The sequence below is a fragment of the Prauserella muralis genome, from assembly GCF_003202285.1.
Lineage (GTDB): Bacteria > Actinomycetota > Actinomycetes > Mycobacteriales > Pseudonocardiaceae > Prauserella_B > Prauserella_B muralis.
Genome location: NZ_MASW01000006.1, coordinates 632,635 through 650,855, shown reverse-complemented (window position 1 = coordinate 650,855; position 18,221 = coordinate 632,635). Strand labels below are relative to the sequence as shown.

Here is an 18,221-nt window from a genome sequence, read left to right as displayed (position 1 = left end):
ACGGAGGCGATGACGATGGGGCAGGGATGGCGAGGACGCGGCGGCTGGCAGCAGGCCGACGTACCGGACGCGGGTGACGCGGCGGCGTGGCTGAGCGGACGGCTGCCGGACGACTGGTTCACCGGTGAGCCGGAGGTGACGGTGGACCGCGAGGAGATCGTGATCGTCGGCGAGCTGCCGCCGCTGGGCGCCACGTTCTCCGACGACGCCGCCAAGTCGGCGGCGGAGTCCGGCCGGATCAGCCGGTTTCGCGAGGAGACCAGGGACCGGCGCATCGAGATCGCGCGGCAGGCCGAGCAGCGGTACCGCCGCAAGGTGGCGTGGGGCGCGCGTGTCGGCGGCACCACGCAGCTGTTCACGACCCACTCGGCGCCGGTGATGACCCGCCTGCGGCAGCCCGAGCGCAGGGTGCTCGACACGCTGGTCGACGCCGGTGTCGCCCGGTCGAGGTCGGAGGCGCTCGCGTGGGCGGTGAAACTGGTGGGGCAGCACGCCGAGACGTGGCTCGCCGAGCTGCGCGAGGCGATGTCCACAGTGGATGACCTGCGCGCGAAGGGTCCCGACCTGGGGTGACGTCGGCCTGCGAAACGGACCCTGGTCCGGCAGGCTGGGATCCATGACTTCGCTGACCGATCTGCTCGACGGGCGCTGGGGCGCCGTTCGCAGGGACATCCGCGCGCAGGTGGCCGACACCAAGTTCCGCGACCCGTACGGGCTCGGCGTCGAGGAGCACCGCGCGCAGGTGCTGGAGCAGCTGCACGAGCTGGCGGGCACGGGCAGGAACCGGCTCGGCTTTCCGGTCGAGTACGGCGGTGGCGGTGACATCGGCGGCTCGATCGTGTCGTTCGAGATGCTCGGTTTCGGCGACCTGTCGCTGATGGTCAAGGCCGGGGTGCAGTGGGGCCTGTTCGGTGGCGCCGTGCAGTTGCTCGGTACGCGCCCCCACCACGAGCGGTACCTGCGCAACATCATGGACCTGCAGCTGCCCGGCTGTTTCGCGATGACCGAGACCGGGCACGGCTCCGACGTCCAGCATCTGCGCACCACCGCGACCTACGACCCGGCTGCCCGCGAGTTCGTCATCGACACGCCGGACGTGCAGGCGCGCAAGGACTACATCGGCAACGCCGCGCGTGACGGGCGCATGGCGGTGGTGTTCGCGCAACTCGTCACCGGCAGCGAACGGCGGGGCGTGCACGCGTTCGTGGTGCCGAGCCGCGACGAGGACGGCAACGCCCTGCCCGGCGTGCGGATCGAGGACTGTGGCCCGAAAGCAGGGCTTAACGGCGTGGACAACGGCAGGCTCACCTTCGAGCAGGTGCGCGTGCCGAGGGACGCGCTGCTCAACCGGTACGGCGACGTGGCGGAGGACGGCACCTACACCAGCCCGATCGACAGCGACAGCCGCCGGTTCTTCACGATGCTGGGCACCCTGGTGCGGGGCAGGGTCAGCGTGGCAGGCAGTGCGGGCAGCGCCACGAAGCGCGCCCTGACGATCGCCATCCGCTACGCCGAGCGGCGGCGGCAGTTCTTCCGCCCCGGCGACGGCGAGGAGGTCGTCGTCCTCGACTACCTGGCGCACCAGCGCAAGCTGCTGCCCGCGCTGGCCACCACGTACGCGCTGCACTTCGCGCAGGAGGAGCTGGTGACCTCGCTGCACGAGCTGCAGAGCGCCGATGAGGTCGACGAGCAGCGGCAGCGGGAGCTGGAGAGCAGGGCCGCCGGGCTCAAGGCCGTCGCGACGTGGCACGCGACCAACGCGATCCAGACGGCGCGGGAGGCCTGCGGCGGGGCCGGGTACCTCTCGGAGAACATCCTGCCGTCGCTGAAGGCGGACACCGACGTCTTCACCACGTTCGAGGGCGACAACACGGTCCTGCTGCAACTGGTGGCCAAGGGCCTGCTGACCAGCTACAAGGACCACTTCGAGGACCTCAGCCCGCTGGCCACCGCGCGGTTCGTCGCCGAGCAGTTCGTGGGCGCCGTCATCGAGCGCACGGCGGCCCGGCAGGTGGTCGAGCGGATCGTGGACGCAAGCCCCGGCCGCGATGACGACGACGCGCTGTTCGACCGGGCGTGGCAGTGCAAGCTCTTCGAGGACCGCGAGGCACACGTGCTGGACGGCGTCGCGCGCCGCCTGCGGCAGGCCACGGCGGCCAACGCGTTCGAGGTCTTCAACGACGCGCAGGACCACGTGCTGCGGGCGGGCCGCGTGCACGTCGACCGGCTGGTGCTGGAGGCGTTCGTGGCGGCCATCGACCGCTGCGAGGACGGCGAGGCGAAGGACCTGCTGAGCAGGGTGTGCGACCTGTACGTGCTCGCGAACGTCGAGGCGGACCGGGCCTGGTTCCTGGAACACGGCAGGCTGACCAGTTCCAGGGCGAAGGCCGTGACGGCCGCGGTGAACGACCTGTGCCGGGAGTTGCGTCCACACGCGCGCACCCTGGTCGACGCGTTCGCGATCCCGGAGCAGTTCCTCGCGGCGCCCATCCTCGCCGAGGACTGATACGTCAACGGACGTACCGCGAAGTCGCGCTCCTGAGCGGACGAGGAGACACGGCCGGTTCGCCGATGCTGGGTCCACCAAGCACACCGAGGCGAGGGGACCCGGACATGACGACGACAACGGCGAGGGGCGGCTTCCGCCTCAGCGGACGCACCCGCAAGGCGTTCCTCGTGACGCACATCCTCTCGGCCGCCGCCTGGTTCGGCATCGACCTGGCACTGGGCATCCTGGCGGTGACCGCGCTGGTGACCGACAACCCGCAGACGGCGGGCATGGCGCTGCAGAGCGTGGAGATGTTCGCCATCTGGCCGATGTTCACCGCGAGCCTGCTCTGCCTGGCCACGGGCGTCGTGCTCGGCCTCGGCAGCAAGTACGGGCTCGTGCGTTACTGGTGGGTCGCGGTGAAGCTGGTGATCAACATCGTGATGTCGTTGCTGATCGTGTTGTTGCTGCGGCCGGGTGTCGGCGAGGCGGCGAGCATCGGCGAGCGCCTGCTGGCAGGCGACCTGACGGCGGACGTGCCCACCGACCTGCTGGGCCCGGTGATCGTGGCGCCGACACTGCTGCTGACCGCCTACCTGCTGTCGGTGTTCAAGCCCTGGGGCCGCATCCGGCGCGGTGCCAAGCGGGCTCAGGACGAGCAGGCCCGGCAGCGCCTGGTCCGCGCCTGACCGGCGCAGGCTCCGTTTCGACGGAGCCGGGTCTTGAAAACAAAAATACAATCTGGTTTCATAGTCGTACTGGTGAAGGGAGGTGCTGACATGCCACCGGCGTTCTCGGCGCAGGAGCGGGCCAGGATCACCGATCTCCTGCTGGAGACGGGCTACCGGCTGTTCACGGAGCAGGGGCTGCGGAAGACCTCGCTGGACGAGCTGGTCGCCCCGGCGGGGATGGCGAAGAGCAGCTTCTATCAGTTCTTCGACTCGAAGGAGGCCCTGTACCTGGAGCTGATGCTCCAGGAGGCCGGTTCCGTGAAGCAGCGGGTGATCGATGAGGCGCTGCACAGCACGCCCGACACCCGGGAAGCGCTACGCCGGTTCCTGCGCGCCACTCTCGACGAGCTGGACACGAATCCGCTCTGGCGACGGCTGACCACGCATCCGGACGAGATGCAGGCGGTCGCGCGCAAGCTCGACGCGGATCGAGTCGCCGCGATGGCGGACAACCCGGCCACCGCGCTTGCCGCCTACATCGAGGACGGGCAACGCGACGGCGAGCTCGTCGGCGCCGACCCCGCCGTGGTGGTGGGCGTGCTCCAGACGGTGTTGCTCGTGCCGCTGCACGCCGAGCGACTCGGCGACCCGGCCCGCTATCCCCAGATCATCGACCTGCTGATCGACATCGTCACAGCGGGTCTCACCCGGCAGAAGGGCTGACCTGACATGAGCACGGCAACGGGCAACAGGGCCATCATCGTGGGCGCGGGCATCGCCGGGCTGGCCACCGCGCTGCGGTTGCGCCAGATCGGCTGGCAGCCGCTGGTCGTCGAACGCGCACCGCGGCGGCGCGCGGGCGGCTACGCGGTGACGTTCTCCGGTATCGGTTACGACGCGGCGGAGCGGATGGGTGTCCTCCCGGCGCTGGCCGAGCGGCACATCACCCCGGACAAGATGGTCTACGTCAAGCCCGACGGCCGGCCCCGGTTCGCGGTGCCGGGGCCGACCGTGCGCGCGATGCTCGGCGAGCGGGCCCTGAACATCCTGCGCGGCGACATCGAGGACGTGCTGTACGAGGCCATCCGAGAGGACGTCGAGATCCGCTTCGGCACCACGATCGAGGCGGTGGCGCAGGACGACGACGGCGTGGACGTGACGTTGAGCGACGGCACGGTCGAGCGGGCGGCCCTGCTGGTCGGCGCGGACGGGCTGCACTCGGCGACCCGGCGACTCGTGTTCGGGCCGGAGGAGAAGTTCCGGCTCGACCTCGATCACATGACCGGGGTCTTCATGCTCGACCGGCTACCGTCCTCTGTGGAGGAGGGCACGACCTCGACGCTCACCGACACCGGCCGCACTCTGGCGATCATCAGCCTCGGCGAGGGGCGGTCGGCGGCGTTCTTCGGTTACCGCACCGACCGGCCGATGGCGGAGCTGGCCGAAGGCCCGCAGACCGTGCTGCCCCGCGTGTACGCGGACATGGGCTGGGCCGCGCCCGACGTGCTGGCGCAGTTGCCTGCGGCGGAGTCGGTGTACTTCGACACCATCAGCCAGATGGTCGTCGACCGGTGGAGCCGCGGCCGGGTCGTCCTGCTCGGCGATGCTGCCTGGTGCGTCACGCTGTTCGCGGGCTTCGGCTCCTCGCTCGCGGTCGCGGGCGCCGACCGGCTCGGGGATGCGCTGCAACGGCACCCCGGCGACGTGCTCGCGGCGCTGCGGTCCTGGGAGGAGGAGCTGCGCCCGGAGGCGGAGAAGAAGCAGAAGCTCGGCCGCCGGGTCAAGGGGCTGTACGCGCCGTCGGACGTATTCCGGCTGTGGCTGCGCGACCTCCCGCTGCGGTTCGCGTCCTACCGTCCGGTGTCCAGGTTCCTGCAGCGCAGGCTGCAAATCAAAGCCTGACGGGGGCGCGGGTGACCAGCTAGGCGTACATCACCAGCCAGATCGCGATGAACTGATCAAAGGGTCTCTTGACCTGCTTGCCTGGGCCTGATCAGGCCGTTGACCTGCGAGGATGTCTGCCATAGTTTCTGACGGGTTCTCGGTCGTACCCGGCCTCACATGGCATGGAGGCGGCCTGGCGGGACCTTGCCCGGACCTCGCTCTTCCTTTCGACACACAGCCCAGAACGCGTTGGTGGTGCCGTGTCAAGAGCCGCAGATCGCGAAGCGCCCTTGATGCGGTGCCACCGGCCGTTGTCACGATCGGGCGTCGGGTGAAGAGGTTCGGTAACAGCACGTGCACAGCGAGCGACTTCTAGGCAAAGATCGTGACCTTTCGGAGGGTGAAAAGCATGGCTGATCAGGATCGTCACGTGGTGCCCGATGGGGACGGTGGCTGGGACGTGAAGAAGCCTGACGCAAAGCGCGCTAGCGGCAGCTTTGACACTCAGCGTGAGGCCATCGCGAGGGCACGCGAGATCACCTCTCACACTGGTGGTGAGACGGTGATCCACGGCCGTGATGGTCGGATTCGAGACAAGGACACTTCGCGCAAGGGGAACGACCCCAACCCGCCAAAGGATCGGCGTTAGACGCGTCGCGAGTTGCGGCGCAACGTGACGGCTGCGACGGCGGCCGCACCGGCCAGCCGGCGGGCGAAGGGAAGCGGGAGCCCGTCGTGCTGGGATGGTGCGGCCGCAGGTCCGGAAGGGCACGGACGCGACCAGCGCGCGACCGCGTGCCTTGATCCGATAGAGTCAAATTCGGCAGCAAGGTTGGGATGCAAGCCCCGCTGTTCTCGAAGGCGACTGTCGTACCTCCTTGGGAGGATGTCACTGAGGTTCCAGCTCACGACGAGGGGATCCAAGGTGCTCGCTAAGCCGTTACTCTTTCTGTCTTCCTTCGCGCCGCTGTTCACACTCTTGGCGATCCGGTTCGAACGTTGGCCATTGGTGATCGCTTGTGCCGCACTTGCCCTCTTAGGCGTGATTTCGCTCGCTTTGCTGTTCCGTTTAGACCGTCGCGCTTCCGTAGGAGTCCATAGGGTAGTGGAGGCTCGCGATGCTGGCGCGGAGGCTGGCGCATACCTCGGTACATACCTCTTGCCCTTCGTGACAGTCTCAAACCCTTCATTGCGGGATTCTGTAGCGTATATTGGATTTCTGGCTGTCGTGGCGTCCATCTACCTCCGTTCATCCGTGGTGCAGATAAATCCACTTCTTTATGTTCTCGGCTATAAGGTTCAGTCGATAATTGATAGTGGCGGCTTGCGTGGCTATGTGATTACCCGTACGAGAATTTCGGCAGGCGATGACATTTTAGCGACACGATTCGGAAATGACGTCTTGATGAATAGGTCACTGTCGACGTGATGGTATGAAGTTCCGCGGTCGGCGTCTGTATGAAGGGAAAGGAATGCCTGAATTTCCTGAAGTGCCTGCAACTCTGATCGTGGCGTGGCGTACTGGCAAAAACGCGCACGGGCGTGTTGTTAAGGCCGGCGGCGAGGTAATCGCTGCCTTGCGAAAGTATGCAAGCAATGCGCTTCTTCGGGTGGAGGAAGGAGAGGGTCGTGCGTACGACCCGAACGATGAACAAGACGAAGAGACGCCCTTTTTAACGGCTGATCGAGAGGAGCTGCTTGATGCTGCGCTACTGGAGCAGGTTCAGCGTGGCCCCTCGTTGCCTGTTATATCGCCGGAAGATTTGCGCGGTCGTTCGCTAACGCTCTATGCGTTGGTACTTGGGGCGGATCCCGAAAAGCTTACAATCTATATTCGTAAAAAGAACCCAATTCAGCTAGCAAAGAAAGGGCTTGTCACAGTATTCGATCAGACTCTGACGAAAATGGAAAAACCTATCCTTGCATTTGATTCAAGCTTCGACGTTATTATCAAACCAGACGGGGTCACTGTACTTCATCAGAAGAATTTTGAGCTACTATTCAAGGAGAGCGAGGCCGTTCTTGCTAGTACGCAGCAATGGGCTGAAGACATTGACGAGGAACTTCCGATCGAGCTCGACGGTGTCGATTTTCTAGCGCAGAGGCTCCGTGAAAGCTCGGTCGTCAGACGTCGTGTGCAGAGCATTCTAAAGAGTGGGTACCTCGACATGTTGACGCCGGACCTTCTTGAGCGGAAGATGCGCGACAGGGGTCTCAATTCGAAAGAGTTGATCAAAGATGGTCGACTACTTTTTAGTAAGTCGACTGAAAGAGATATCCTCTTGCTTCTGAATGAAGATTTGTGGACGGGTGACTTTTCGGGTGAGCAGTACTCCGCGACTCGAAAGACGAAGCGATAGTACCGCCGTCACACGTCATGTGCTGCGCGGGTTGCCGATCGTTAGGGCCCTTCGTGTGACGCGGGAATTGGCGGCAACCCTTTCGTGCGGTCTTATCTTAATGTTCGGCTTCGGTTGCATCGACCAGCGTGGGCCCGATTCTGTGACCAGGACGGCCCGCTGCGCCTCGCGTCGATATCGGCCGCGCCGCAAGCAGTTCACTCAGGTCCTTCATCCGGGGCTACCTCACCCGCGCCGTGGAAGCAACTACAGCTGGATACCGGCCCAGCGGGCGAACCCGGCCAGAGTGTCGCTCCGGCGACGTTGTTGGGCGGCGAGGGTCACGACGGTCTCACCGACCTGCGGGTGCTGCCGGGTACGTCTCGGCGACACCCGGCGTGCTTCGTTGAGGTTGACGAGCGCCTGCTCACGGTCGCCGTGCAGCATCCATGCCCGTGCCAGGTCGATGTGGTGGTGCGCGACCCGCTCGGGGCGTGTCCGATCGGCCACGGTCACCGTGCTCGCGCGGCGGACGGATTCGCTGCCGTTGTAGGTCTCGACCGGCAGGGCGCACCAGTGCACCACCGCGTTCAGTTTGCTCGCGTCGACGTTGAAGTAGGGACGCTCCGGCGGCGCGAACTCGTCAACGATCGCGCGCGCCTCGCCGATCCATTCATCACCTTCGCCCATGTCTCCCGCGCGGGCGGCGAGCATGGCGGAGCGGAGGTCGAGTTGCACGGCCATGGCCCGCCCTGCGGGGCTGTCATCGAGGTGTTCGCGGGCGCGGTCGAGCATGCGCAGACCGGCCCGGTAGTCGGCGTGCTTGAGATGTGTCGTGGAGCGGTGATAGGCGCTCAGTGCAATCCGTAGCGGGTCGCCTGTCGTGGGCGCCAGCCGGATGTGCCGTTCGGAGGCGATTGCCGCGAGGTCGGCTTGCCGGAGTTGCCCGGCGATGCTGGCGGCCATGCGATAGGCGTCGTGCAGCACGGCGCGGGCCTGTTCGCCGTCGTGTCCGGCCTGTTCGGTGAGCGGGAACAGGTGATGCAGTAGCGGCGGCAGCGACGCCGCTGTCTCCAGGTAGCGGTCGGCGTGCAACGCCCGCGCGACGCCGTTGAGCCGGTCAACGATCACGGCGAGAGTCAGCGGGCCACCCTCGGGGCGGGGGTCGTCGTAGGCGTCGAGCGCCGCGCGCAATTCGGCGACCACGGCGGACTCGGCGCTGGGCTGCTCGACAACCTCGTCCGGGCGGCTGTCGTACAGGTACGCGGGGGCGACCTGGAGAGCCCTGGCAATGGATGCGACGAACGACGGTGACGCGGGCTTGGTACCGCGCTCGACCTGGCTCACCAGACTGGCCGAAATGTGCGCGCGGTCGGCGAGTTGCTGCTGGGTAAGTCCCGCGAGTTTCCGGGCGGCCGCGACCCGCCGTCCGATCGACTCGGTGGCCATGCGCTGCTCCCAGCTCCCGGGGACGCGTCCAAGCGCCAGTGTATCGGTGCGAATCCGGTGCGAGTCCAGACTCGTGATGGCTCCTAGCGTCTGGATGTGACGGACAGCAATGTTCAGGGTCGCAGCACGAGGGGATGATGAGGATGGCGGCGATTGGTCGATCAACAGTGCGGGGCCCGCGATGATCGCTCGCGACCGCGAGTTGCTGGCCCGGCTCAGCCAGGTCAACTCTCACCTTGGCGAGGCCGTCGTTGGGCTCATGCAGGACCAGGACGGCGGTGAGTTGCCCGCCGACGGTGTACGGGTGCTGGCCGAGTTGCTGGGCAGCATGTCCGCCGCCTTGTATGCCCGCGCAGCCGAGTTGACAGGCCGGGTTGTCGAACCACCCACACGCGTGATCATCGACGCCGAGGCGACGGAAATCGCGTAATCCCACTCGACCACCGGCCTGGCGCTGCGCAGTTCGACACCCTTCCGCCGCCGGGCCGGTCCGAGGCCCGGCTGGGTGCACCGTTGGAACCCGGCCGGGCCTCATCCACGCCGTCGCCGGCTACACCAATGAGGACACCGATGCCCACCCAGCATGAGCTTTCGATTGCCTACGACAAGTTGCGCTTCGAGGTCGCGAGACTGATCGGCCGATACGAACAGGTCGCCGAGCACCTCGAGGCAGCCCAGGCCGACGCCACGCACATCCGTGCCGTGGTGGGTGACCTGGCCGCGTTGAACGTCCACCGGTACCCACGCAGGTATTGACCCGCTAGGCGTACATGACCAGCCAGATCGCGATGTAGTGCGAGATCGCGGCCAGCACGGTGCAGGCGTGGAAGAACTCGTGATAGCCGAAGGTCCTCGGCCAGTAGTCCGGCCAGCGGGTCGCGTAGAAGACCGAGCCGAGGGTGTAGAAGAACCCGCCGACGAGCAACAGCACGAGGGCGGCCACCCCGCCGTTGGTCGCCAGTTCGGGCAGCACGAAGATCGCCACCCAGCCCAGCGCGATGTAGATCGGCACCCCCAGCCAGCGAGGCGCGCGCGGCCACAGCATCTTCAGCGCGACGCCGGCGACGGCACCGCCCCAGACGGTGCCGAGCACGACGTAGCCGGTCGGCTGCGACATCGCCAGCAGCGTGAACGGCGTGTACGTGCCCGCGATGAACAGAAAGATCATCGAGTGGTCTGCGCGCTTCATCCACGCGTAGGCGCGCGGGCTCCAGATGCGCCGGTGGTAGAGGGCGCTGACGCCGAACACGCCGAGCACGGTGGCCCCGTAGACGGAGGTGGCGAGTGCGGCGAGGCCGGACACCGTCGTGGCCGCCAGCACGATCAGCGTGGCGCCCGCGGCGACAGCCCCGAAGAAGCTCCAGAAGTGGATGTGCCCCCTCAGCCGGGGACGGTTCGCTGCGGCCAAGGGGTCCGGCGTGGGAATGGTGTCGGTCGCTGCGCTCACACACCCCAGGTTACGGAAGCGTAGGTTTCCGTGCATCCAGATGTGGTGGAGCACAGGCAAAGTCACTTTCCGGCCAGGCGTACGCTGCCGTGACGTGAGCATTCGGTCGTTCCTCTCGGACGTCGTCTACAGCGTGTACGCCTGGCGCCTCATCCAGCAGGCAGGCGGGCGCCACCCCCGGCACATCGGGGTGATCCTCGACGGCAACAGGCGCTGGGCGCGCGAGGCGGGCTTCACCGACGTCAACGGTGGGCACCGCATGGGCGCCAAGAAGATCGCCGACTTCCTCGGCTGGTGCCGCGAGGCCGACGTCGAGGTGGTGACGCTGTGGCTGCTGTCGACCGACAACGTGCGCAGCCGCTCGAACGAGGAGGTCGCGGCGCTCCTCGAGATCATTCCCGACGTCGTGGACGAACTGGCCCGGCCGGGCAACACGTGGCGGTTGTCGATCGTCGGCGCCCTCGACATGCTGCCCACCGAGATCGCCGCCCGGCTCACCGCCGCCGCGCAGCGCACCGACGGTCGCGACGGCATGGTCGTCAACGTCGCCGTCGGTTACGGCGGCAGGCAGGAGATCGCGGACGCCGTCCGCAAGCTGCTCAAACAGCACGCCGACGAGGGCACCACGATCCATGAGCTCGCGAAGATCCTCGACGTGGATCACATTTCCGAGCATTTGTACACATCAGGGCAGCCGGATCCGGATTTGATTATCCGCACGTCCGGAGAGCAACGATTGTCCGGTTTTCTGCTGTGGCAATCGGCGCATTCGGAATTCTGGTTCACCGAAGCCTACTGGCCCGCATTCCGGCGGGTCGACTTCCTGCGCGCCATCCGCGACTACGCGGTGCGCCACCGCCGCTACGGCGCCTGACCGGCGAACGCGGCTGTGGCCCGCGGGCGAACCCGCGGGCCACAGCCCACACCGCTCGTGGCGTGCTCAGTCGCCGGTCGGGCTCAGGATGAGCGCCGGCGTGCGGGCGATGCCGGTGTAGGCACCCGCGACCAGGGAGGCCGCACCGTAGCCCGCGGCGGCTCCGCCGTCGATGAACTGGTAGTACGCGTCGGAGAACGTGATGCCTTCGGTGTCCGGCACCGGAGCCGGAGTCTCGGCGGGGGCAGCGAACGCGGTGCCGCCGACCATCAGCAGCGCCGCGGTGGCGGCGGTCACGAAACCAGCCTTCTTGAGCACTTCGCACACACTCCTCATTCGGTTTCCGAATCCGGGACCCGCCGAGAGTCCCGGCGTGTCCCGAGAGAGAAGTTACGGCAAATGGCCCAATCATGTTGCTCCATTTACCCTATTGTGTGAATCCTTAACATCCGGCTTCCCCTGTTGGGATCGGGAAACCGCGGAGGGCTTGGCGGCGTCCCCATTGTTTGCTATTGGGGCACACATTCGTTTTCCGTGAATGGTCCTTGACCTGGGCTGGTGAACGAGAATCGGACGGGTGGCCGATGTGCCGAATCGCAGTCACTGGCCGTGATGATCTCGGGGCGTTCGGTGGCTACGCACTAACCGTGAGATGACGAAACGGCGAATCACCTGCCTGGCTGCCTGCACGAAACGGCGCACGCAGGTAGCTTCCGTGGTGACGGCTCGCGAACCCATGCGGGTCGTCGCGGGAGGCCCTGGTCGTGGCAGCTGTGGAGCGAACGGCGAAGCCGTTCAGGAAACGCACGAGGGGGCCGGCACCGGGCCCTCGTGGCCGCACGCCCTGACCTTCGGGTCGGGGAGAGCGACCAGCCAGGGCAGTGCCCGGCCCAGCGAGTGCGGGCGTTGGTGCCAACGCCCACGAGGGAGATGCCGTCGTGACTGCGCAGCGTTTGCCCCGCAAGGCCTCCGGCCGCTCTTCGACCAGTGCCGATGGCACTGAAGGATCCCCAGGTCAACCAGCTTCCGAGCGGTACACCTATGTGCTCGACACCTCGGTGCTGCTTTCCGACCCCTGGGCGATCACCCGGTTCGCCGAGCACGCGGTGGTCCTGCCGCTCGTCGTGATCAGCGAACTGGAGGCGAAGCGGCACCACCCGGAGCTCGGCTGGTTCGCCAGGGAGGCCCTCCGCCTGCTCGACGACCTGCGCCGCACGCACGGCCGCCTCGACGCCCCCGTGCCGATCGGGGAGGAGGGCGGCACCGTGCACGTCGAGTTGAACCACTCCGATCCCACGGTGTTGCCGCCCGGCTTCCGCACGGACTCCAACGACCACCGGATCCTGGCCTGCGCGCTCAACCTGGCCACGGAGCTGTCGAATGTGACATTGGTCACCAAGGACATCCCGCTCCGGGTCAAGGCCGGCGCCGTCGGGCTCACGGCCGACGAGTACCGGGCCGAGGAGGTCACGCCGTCCGGCTGGACCGGCATGGCCGACCTCGACGTGCCGCAGGAGGCGATCGACGCGCTGTTCTCCGGCTCCACGGTGGATCTCGCCGATTTCGGCAGGCCCGAGGCGGCCGAACTGCCCTGCCACACCGGGCTCCGCCTGCTCGCAGGCACCACCAGCGCGCTGGCCAGGGTGACGCCGGACAAGACGGTCCGGCTCGTCCGCGGCGACCGCGAGGCGTTCGGCCTGCACGGCCGCTCCGCGGAGCAGCGCGTCGCGCTCGACCTGCTGCTCGACCCCGAGGTCGGCATCGTGTCGCTCGGCGGCCGCGCGGGCACCGGCAAGTCGGCGCTGGCCCTGTGCGCGGGGCTGGAGGCCGTCATGGAACGGCAGATGCACCGCAAGGTCGTCGTCTTCCGGCCGGTCTACGCGGTCGGCGGGCAGGATCTCGGCTACCTGCCCGGCTCGGAGAGCGAGAAGATGCAGCCCTGGGCGCAGGCCGTCTTCGACACCCTCGGTGCGCTGGTCAGCCAGGAGGTGCTCGACGAGGTGTTCGACCGCGGCATGCTGGAGGTGCTGCCGCTCACGCACATCAGGGGCCGCTCACTGCACGACTCGTTCGTGATCGTCGACGAGGCCCAGTCGCTGGAGCGCAACGTGCTGCTCACCGTCCTGTCGCGGCTCGGCGCCGCGTCGCGGGTGGTGCTCACCCACGACGTCGCCCAGCGGGACAACCTGCGGGTCGGCAGGCACGACGGCGTCTCCGCGGTGATCGAGAAGCTCAAGGGTCACCCACTGTTCGCACACGTGACGCTCACCCGCTCGGAGCGTTCGCCGATCGCGGCACTCGTCACCGAGATGCTGGAGCACCACGGGTAGGCACAGCACCGGTAGGCAAGAGCGGTGACGGCCCGTTCACGGCGGACGGGCCGTCACCGGCCGCCGCGGGTCACCAGCCCGCGGGCAGGGGACGACCCTCGGCGAAACCCGCGGCCGACTGCACGCCCAGCACGGCGCGCCGGTGGAACTCCTCCAGGGTCGCGGCGCCGGCGTAGGTGCAGGCCGAGCGCACGCCGGCCGTGATCGAGTCGAGCAGGTCCTCCACGCCAGGCCGCGCCGGGTCCAGCGCCATGCGCGAGGAGGAGATGCCCTCCTCGAACAGGGCCTTGCGCGAGCGCTCGTAGACGTTGTCGGTGCGCGTCCGGGCGCCCACGGCACGCTTCGACGCCATGCCGAACGACTCCTTGTAGGGCCTGCCGTGCTCGTCGTAGCGCAGGTCGCCGGGCGACTCGTGCGTTCCGGCGAACCACGAGCCGACCATGACCGCCGACGCGCCCGCGGCCAGTGCCAGTGCGACGTCGCGGGGATGGCGCACGCCACCGTCGGCCCAGACGTGCTTGCCGAGGTCGCGGGCGGCCGCCGCGCAGTCCAGTACCGCGGACAGCTGCGGCCTGCCGACACCGGTCATCATCCGCGTTGTGCACATCGCACCCGGCCCGACACCGACCTTCACCACGTCGGCGCCCGCCTCGATGAGGTCGCGCGTGCCCTGGGCCGTCACGACGTTGCCCGCCACCACCGGCACCGACGGCGACACCGAGCGCACCGCCTTCAGCGCGGCGAGCATCTTCTCCTGGTGCCCGTGGGCGGTGTCCACCACCAGCACGTCCACGCCCGCCCCGAGCACCGCTTCGGCCTTGGCGGCGACATCGCCGTTGACGCCGATGGCCGCGCCCACCCGCAGCCTGCCCTCGGAGTCGGCGGCAGGGCGGTAGATGCCCGCCCGCAGTGCGCCGACCTGGGTCAGCACCCCGGCGAGCCGCCCGTCGCCGTCCACGCCGAGTGCCAGCGTGCCGCCGTGCTCGTGCAGCCGCTCGAACACCTCCCGCGGCGGGGTGGCCAGCGGCAGCGTCAGCACGGCGGTGTCGGCGACGTCGGCCAGCCGCGCGAAGCGGTCGACGCCCGCGCACGCCGCCTCGTCGACGACGCCGACGGGCCTGCCGCCCTCGTCAGCCACGACCACGGCGCCGTGCGCACGCTTGCCCACCAGGTTCAGCGCGTCGGCGACAGCGTCGCCGGGGGTGAGCACCAGCGGGGTGTCCCACACCAGGTCGCGGCTCTTCACCCACGTCGTGATGTCGGCGACCGCGGCCGGGTCCACGTCCTGTGGCAGCACCACCAGGCCCCCGCGCCGCGCGACCGTCTCGGCCATGCGCCTGCCCGCGACCGCGGTCATGTTGGCCACGACGACCGGGATCGTGGTGCCGGTGCCGTCCACGGTGGAGAGGTCCACGTCGAAGCGGGACTCCACGGCCGAGCGGTTCGGCAGCAGGAAGACGTCGTCGTAGGTCAGGTCGTGAGCGGGCCGGTGGCCATCCAGAAACTGCACGAGACTCCAGCGTACGTGGTCACGGCGGCGACCGCGGACCCGGGCTGTCGCCGAGCCCACGGTCACCGTGGGTACCTGGGGCGTACCCACGGTGACCTTCGGCTCGCTGCCGGGCCGGCGGCCATCACGGCTGGGCCCAGTCCTTGGACTTCTCCTGCTCCTCGCCGATGGTCGTGTGGTCGCCGTGCCCGGTGTGCACGACGGTGTCACTCGGCAGCGTGAACAGCCGGTGCCGGATCGAGTTCACGATGGTCGAGTAGTCGGAGTACGACCGGCCGGTGGCGCCGGGGCCGCCCTGGAACAGCGTGTCGCCGGTGAACACCACGCCCAGCTCCGCGGAGTACAGGCACACCGCCCCCGGCGCGTGACCCGGCGTGTGCAGCACGGTCAGCTCGGTGCCCGCGACCGTGACGGTCTGCCCGTCGGCCAGCTCGCCGTCGGGTGCCCGGTCCGGGTGGGTCAGGTCCCAGAGCACCCGGTCGTCGGGATGGAGCAGGATCGGCGCGCCGCACCGCTTCGCCAGCTCGGGCGCGGCGTTGACGTGGTCGTTGTGCGCGTGGGTGCACACGATCGCGCGCAGGGCACGGCTGCCGACCACCTCGGCGATCCGCTCCGCGTCGTGGGCCGCGTCGATGACGATCACCTCGGTGTCGTCGCCGACGATCCATACGTTGTTGTCGACGTCCCAGCTGCCGCCGTCGAGTCGGAACACTCCCGAGGTCACCAGGTTCTGCACAGTCGCTGCCATGCGCCGCACCCTATCCGTGCCCAGGAAGGACGTGCGAACCTCAGCCGCGCAACAGGCCCCGGACGGTGTCGATGGTGTCGGCGTCGCGCGCCTCCTTGTCCGGCCGGTACCGCAGCACCCGGGCGAAGCGCAGCGCCACCCCGCCGGGGTAGCGGGTGCTGGCCTGCACGCCGTCCAGCTCGATCTCCACCACCAGCTCCGGCCGCAGGTACACGGTCCAGTCGTCGCGGCGGCTCTCGAAGCGGGGGAACTGCTCGGTCTGCCAGGCCAGCAGCTCGTCGGTGAGGCCCTTGAACGTCTTGCCGACCATCACCGGCGGGCCGCCGTCCGGGTCGCGGGCGCCCAGGTGCAGGTTGGACAGGTATCCGGTGCGCCTTCCGTGCCCCCACTCGGCGGCGAGCACCACCAGGTCCAGGGTGTGCACCGGCTTGACCTTCAGCCACGCGCGGCCCCGCCTGCCCGCCGCGTACGGCGCGTCGAGCGACTTGACCAGCACGCCCTCGTGCCCCGCATCGAGCGCGCCCGCGAGGATCGCGTCCGGATCGGCGGGCTCGCTCTCGCCCGGGATCGTGTGCTCGCCCGCCACCCTGCGCAGCGCCGCGTTGCGGTCGCGCAGTGGCGCGTCGAGCAGGTCGGCGCCGTCGAGGTGCAGGCAGTCGAAGAAGTAGGGCCGCAGCAGCAGGGCACGCACCTGCTCCTCGCGGGTGCTGCCGAAGCGGGACATCGTCTCCTGGAACGGCAAGGGCCGCCCGTCGTCGGTGAGCGCGAGCGTCTCTCCGTCGAGCACCACCGACTCGCACGGCAGCGAGCGCACCAGCTCGGCCAGCTCCCCGACGTGCGCGGTGACCTCCCGCAGCGTGCGGGTGTAGACGTGGACCTCGTCGCCGTCGCGGTGCACCTGGATGCGGGCGCCGTCCAGCTTGTACTCCACGACCGCGGGGCCCGCCTCGGCGACGGCGTCGGCGAGCGACTCGGCAGGCGCGGCGAGCATCGGCCGGACCGGCCTGCCCAGCTCCAGCCGGAACTCGGCCAGCTCGGCGCTGCCGCCGTTCAGCGCGGCCCTCGCCGTGGCGGGCAACCTGCCGGAGAGCATGAACGCCCGGCGCACCGCCTCGCCGGGCACGTCCGCGGCGGCCGCGATGGCGTCCACCATGACGCCCTCCAGCGCGCCCTGGCGCAGCTCCCCGGTGAGCAGGCGGAACAGGAACTCCTGCTCGGCCTCGGTGGCACGGGCGAACAGTGCGCCGAGCGCGTCCGCGCGGCGCTGCACGGAGCCACTGCCGCCCGCGGCACCCGCCTCGCTGAACGCGGCGTCGACCTCGGAGACCGTCAGCGACGGCTCGGCCGCCGGTTCGGTGCGCAGGGCCGCGAGGGTGCGCCAGCCCGCGCCGATGCGGCCCTGCAGCGGCTGGCCGGTGAGGAACCCGACGGCGGCGGCGAGCTCACCGGCCGGTGCGGCCGCTAGGAGCCCGGCCAGTTCGGCGATCTTCTCCTTGCGGGAGCGAGTGGCCGCGAGCCGGGCGGAGGCGCTGACGACGTCGTGGAGGAGCATGCCGCCATCATCTCCCGGGGCGCCGACATTTCGCGGGGTGAGCGCAGCGCGAGCAGCACGCCGGCGACGCAGACGGCGAGCCCGGCGAGACCGCGCAGGGTGACCCCCTCGCCGAACATCAGGTAGGCCAGCAGCATCGTCGTCGGCGGTGTCAGGTACAGCAGCACCGAAGCGCGGTTGACCGACCCGCGCCGCACGTTGAGCCAGTAGAACCCGTAGCCGCCGAACGTCGAGAACACCACGACCCAGATCACCGCCACCCAGAACTGGCCCTGCGCGGGGACGACCGCCTGACCGGTGGCCGCGGCGAGGGCGGTGAACACGACGGCGCTGGTCACGCACTGGACGAGCATCGAGTCGGCCAGCGGCAGCGGGGTCGCCTTCCGCTCCACGAAGGTGCCGGCCACCAGGCCGGCCATCGACAGGAACGGCAGCGCGTAGGCGGCCGCGGGGGCGGCGCCGGGCGCGGCGAGATCGTCGCCGACGACGAGCGCCACACCGGCGAGGCCCAGGACGAGGCCGACCCACTGGGTGAGTGCGGTCCGCTCGCCGAGCAGCGGGCCGGACAGCGCGGCCGCCGCGATGGGCTGCAGGGCGGCGACCAGCGCGGCGATCCCGGCGGGCACGCCGAGCTCGGCCGAGTAGACGACGCCGAACAGGAACACGCCCTGGGAGAGCAGTCCGATGACGGCGTGCCAGCCGATGTCGCGTGCGGACAGCCTGCGCCACCGCGTGAGCCACCACGCGCCGAGCAGCAGCACCACGACGAGGAAGCGCCACATGAGGAGGGTGAAGGCGCTCGCGTCCTCGGTGCCGAGCACGGCTCCGACGAAGCCGGAGCTCCACATCAGCACGAACCCCGCGGCGAGCAGCGCGTCCGTCCGCATGCGACCTCCTGAGTAAACCGACCGGTATGGTTACTAGACATA

At 68.8% G+C, this 18,221-nt stretch carries 18 protein-coding genes; 11 read left to right on the top strand and 7 right to left on the bottom strand.

What is annotated here, in order from left to right:
• Window positions 1-15 precede the first annotated feature (15 nt).
• The 7 genes from BAY60_RS28605 (at window position 16) to BAY60_RS28575 (ending at window position 7,403) form a co-directional block, all read left to right on the top strand.
• Window positions 16-573, top strand: coding sequence for a hypothetical protein (locus BAY60_RS28605; RefSeq protein ID WP_112284672.1), 558 nt, complete (start codon window positions 16-18; stop codon window positions 571-573).
• A gap of 43 nt (window positions 574-616) precedes the next feature.
• Window positions 617-2,506, top strand: a complete 1,890-nt coding sequence (locus BAY60_RS28600) for an acyl-CoA dehydrogenase family protein (RefSeq protein WP_112284453.1) — start codon at window positions 617-619, stop codon at window positions 2,504-2,506.
• A gap of 107 nt (window positions 2,507-2,613) precedes the next feature.
• On the top strand, window positions 2,614-3,177 hold the full coding sequence (locus tag BAY60_RS28595) for a hypothetical protein (protein ID WP_112284452.1): 564 nt from the start codon (window positions 2,614-2,616) through the stop codon (window positions 3,175-3,177).
• A gap of 90 nt (window positions 3,178-3,267) precedes the next feature.
• Window positions 3,268-3,882, top strand: a complete 615-nt coding sequence (locus tag BAY60_RS28590; RefSeq protein ID WP_112284451.1) for a TetR/AcrR family transcriptional regulator — start codon at window positions 3,268-3,270, stop codon at window positions 3,880-3,882.
• A gap of 6 nt (window positions 3,883-3,888) precedes the next feature.
• Window positions 3,889-5,061, top strand: a complete 1,173-nt coding sequence (locus tag BAY60_RS28585) for an FAD-dependent monooxygenase (RefSeq protein ID WP_112284450.1) — start codon at window positions 3,889-3,891, stop codon at window positions 5,059-5,061.
• Window positions 5,062-5,452: 391 nt separating this feature from the next.
• Entirely contained in the window at window positions 5,453-5,692 is a 240-nt protein-coding gene (locus tag BAY60_RS28580) for a DUF2188 domain-containing protein (RefSeq protein ID WP_112284449.1), read from the top strand.
• A 784-nt stretch (window positions 5,693-6,476) separates the two neighbouring features.
• Entirely contained in the window at window positions 6,477-7,403 is a 927-nt protein-coding gene (locus BAY60_RS28575) for a Kiwa anti-phage protein KwaB-like domain-containing protein (RefSeq protein ID WP_112284448.1), read from the top strand.
• A gap of 246 nt (window positions 7,404-7,649) precedes the next feature.
• Here the strand turns inward: BAY60_RS28575 and BAY60_RS28570 are convergent, their stop codons facing one another.
• On the bottom strand, window positions 7,650-8,831 hold the full coding sequence (locus BAY60_RS28570; protein WP_112284447.1) for a helix-turn-helix domain-containing protein: 1,182 nt from the start codon (window positions 8,829-8,831) through the stop codon (window positions 7,650-7,652).
• Window positions 8,832-9,012: 181 nt separating this feature from the next.
• Between BAY60_RS28570 and BAY60_RS28565 the strand changes: the two genes are divergently transcribed.
• Together BAY60_RS28565 and BAY60_RS28560 are read left to right on the top strand one after the other, a co-directional pair.
• The gene (locus BAY60_RS28565) at window positions 9,013-9,261 is read left to right on the top strand and encodes a hypothetical protein (protein WP_112284671.1); all 249 of its coding nucleotides are present in this window, start codon (window positions 9,013-9,015) and stop codon (window positions 9,259-9,261) included.
• A gap of 140 nt (window positions 9,262-9,401) precedes the next feature.
• Window positions 9,402-9,587 (top strand): hypothetical protein, encoded by a 186-nt coding sequence (locus tag BAY60_RS28560; protein ID WP_112284446.1) that lies wholly within the window; start codon window positions 9,402-9,404, stop codon window positions 9,585-9,587.
• Between the two features lie 4 nt (window positions 9,588-9,591).
• On the opposite strand, the gene trhA is transcribed toward BAY60_RS28560, so the two are convergent.
• On the bottom strand, window positions 9,592-10,278 hold the full coding sequence (gene trhA / locus BAY60_RS28555; RefSeq protein WP_112284445.1) for a PAQR family membrane homeostasis protein TrhA: 687 nt from the start codon (window positions 10,276-10,278) through the stop codon (window positions 9,592-9,594).
• Window positions 10,279-10,372: 94 nt separating this feature from the next.
• On the opposite strand from trhA, the gene BAY60_RS28550 reads away from it, so the two are divergent.
• Window positions 10,373-11,152: an isoprenyl transferase gene (locus BAY60_RS28550; protein ID WP_112284444.1), complete on the top strand. Its 780-nt coding sequence runs from the start codon at window positions 10,373-10,375 to the stop codon at window positions 11,150-11,152.
• A 66-nt stretch (window positions 11,153-11,218) separates the two neighbouring features.
• On the opposite strand, the gene BAY60_RS28545 is transcribed toward BAY60_RS28550, so the two are convergent.
• Window positions 11,219-11,449: a hypothetical protein gene (locus tag BAY60_RS28545; RefSeq protein ID WP_245992840.1), complete on the bottom strand. Its 231-nt coding sequence runs from the start codon at window positions 11,447-11,449 to the stop codon at window positions 11,219-11,221.
• A 641-nt stretch (window positions 11,450-12,090) separates the two neighbouring features.
• Between BAY60_RS28545 and phoH2 the strand changes: the two genes are divergently transcribed.
• A complete protein-coding gene (gene phoH2 / locus BAY60_RS28540; protein ID WP_112284442.1) occupies window positions 12,091-13,482 on the top strand; it encodes an RNA 5'-3' helicase PhoH2 in 1,392 nt (463 codons plus the stop codon).
• A gap of 70 nt (window positions 13,483-13,552) precedes the next feature.
• On the opposite strand, the gene guaB1 is transcribed toward phoH2, so the two are convergent.
• From guaB1 to BAY60_RS28520, 4 genes are all read right to left on the bottom strand, one after another.
• On the bottom strand, window positions 13,553-14,992 hold the full coding sequence (gene guaB1, locus BAY60_RS28535) for a GMP reductase (RefSeq protein ID WP_112284441.1): 1,440 nt from the start codon (window positions 14,990-14,992) through the stop codon (window positions 13,553-13,555).
• A gap of 124 nt (window positions 14,993-15,116) precedes the next feature.
• Complete coding sequence (locus BAY60_RS28530) at window positions 15,117-15,740, bottom strand: MBL fold metallo-hydrolase (protein ID WP_112284440.1); 624 nt, start codon at window positions 15,738-15,740, stop codon at window positions 15,117-15,119.
• Between the two features lie 40 nt (window positions 15,741-15,780).
• The gene (locus BAY60_RS28525) at window positions 15,781-17,292 is read right to left on the bottom strand and encodes an ATP-dependent DNA ligase (protein ID WP_112284439.1); all 1,512 of its coding nucleotides are present in this window, start codon (window positions 17,290-17,292) and stop codon (window positions 15,781-15,783) included.
• Window positions 17,202-18,179 carry a DMT family transporter gene (locus BAY60_RS28520; protein ID WP_112284438.1) on the bottom strand — a complete coding sequence of 326 codons (978 nt, stop codon included), beginning with the start codon at window positions 18,177-18,179 and terminating at the stop codon, window positions 17,202-17,204. The genes BAY60_RS28525 and BAY60_RS28520 overlap by 91 nt, the downstream gene beginning before the upstream one ends.
• Window positions 18,180-18,221 lie beyond the last annotated feature (42 nt).

Coding starts and splice junctions, on each gene's coding strand:
- BAY60_RS28605 (WP_112284672.1), top strand. CDS start 16: ATGGGGCAGGGATGGCGAGGACGCGGCGGCTGGCAGCAGGCCGACGTA.
- BAY60_RS28600 (WP_112284453.1), top strand. CDS start 617: ATGACTTCGCTGACCGATCTGCTCGACGGGCGCTGGGGCGCCGTTCGC.
- BAY60_RS28595 (WP_112284452.1), top strand. CDS start 2,614: ATGACGACGACAACGGCGAGGGGCGGCTTCCGCCTCAGCGGACGCACC.
- BAY60_RS28590 (WP_112284451.1), top strand. CDS start 3,268: ATGCCACCGGCGTTCTCGGCGCAGGAGCGGGCCAGGATCACCGATCTC.
- BAY60_RS28585 (WP_112284450.1), top strand. CDS start 3,889: ATGAGCACGGCAACGGGCAACAGGGCCATCATCGTGGGCGCGGGCATC.
- BAY60_RS28580 (WP_112284449.1), top strand. CDS start 5,453: ATGGCTGATCAGGATCGTCACGTGGTGCCCGATGGGGACGGTGGCTGG.
- BAY60_RS28575 (WP_112284448.1), top strand. CDS start 6,477: ATGAAGTTCCGCGGTCGGCGTCTGTATGAAGGGAAAGGAATGCCTGAA.
- BAY60_RS28570 (WP_112284447.1), bottom strand. CDS start 8,831: ATGGCCACCGAGTCGATCGGACGGCGGGTCGCGGCCGCCCGGAAACTC.
- BAY60_RS28565 (WP_112284671.1), top strand. CDS start 9,013: ATGATCGCTCGCGACCGCGAGTTGCTGGCCCGGCTCAGCCAGGTCAAC.
- BAY60_RS28560 (WP_112284446.1), top strand. CDS start 9,402: ATGCCCACCCAGCATGAGCTTTCGATTGCCTACGACAAGTTGCGCTTC.
- BAY60_RS28530 (WP_112284440.1), bottom strand. CDS start 15,740: ATGGCAGCGACTGTGCAGAACCTGGTGACCTCGGGAGTGTTCCGACTC.
- BAY60_RS28525 (WP_112284439.1), bottom strand. CDS start 17,292: ATGCTCCTCCACGACGTCGTCAGCGCCTCCGCCCGGCTCGCGGCCACT.
- BAY60_RS28520 (WP_112284438.1), bottom strand. CDS start 18,179: ATGCGGACGGACGCGCTGCTCGCCGCGGGGTTCGTGCTGATGTGGAGC.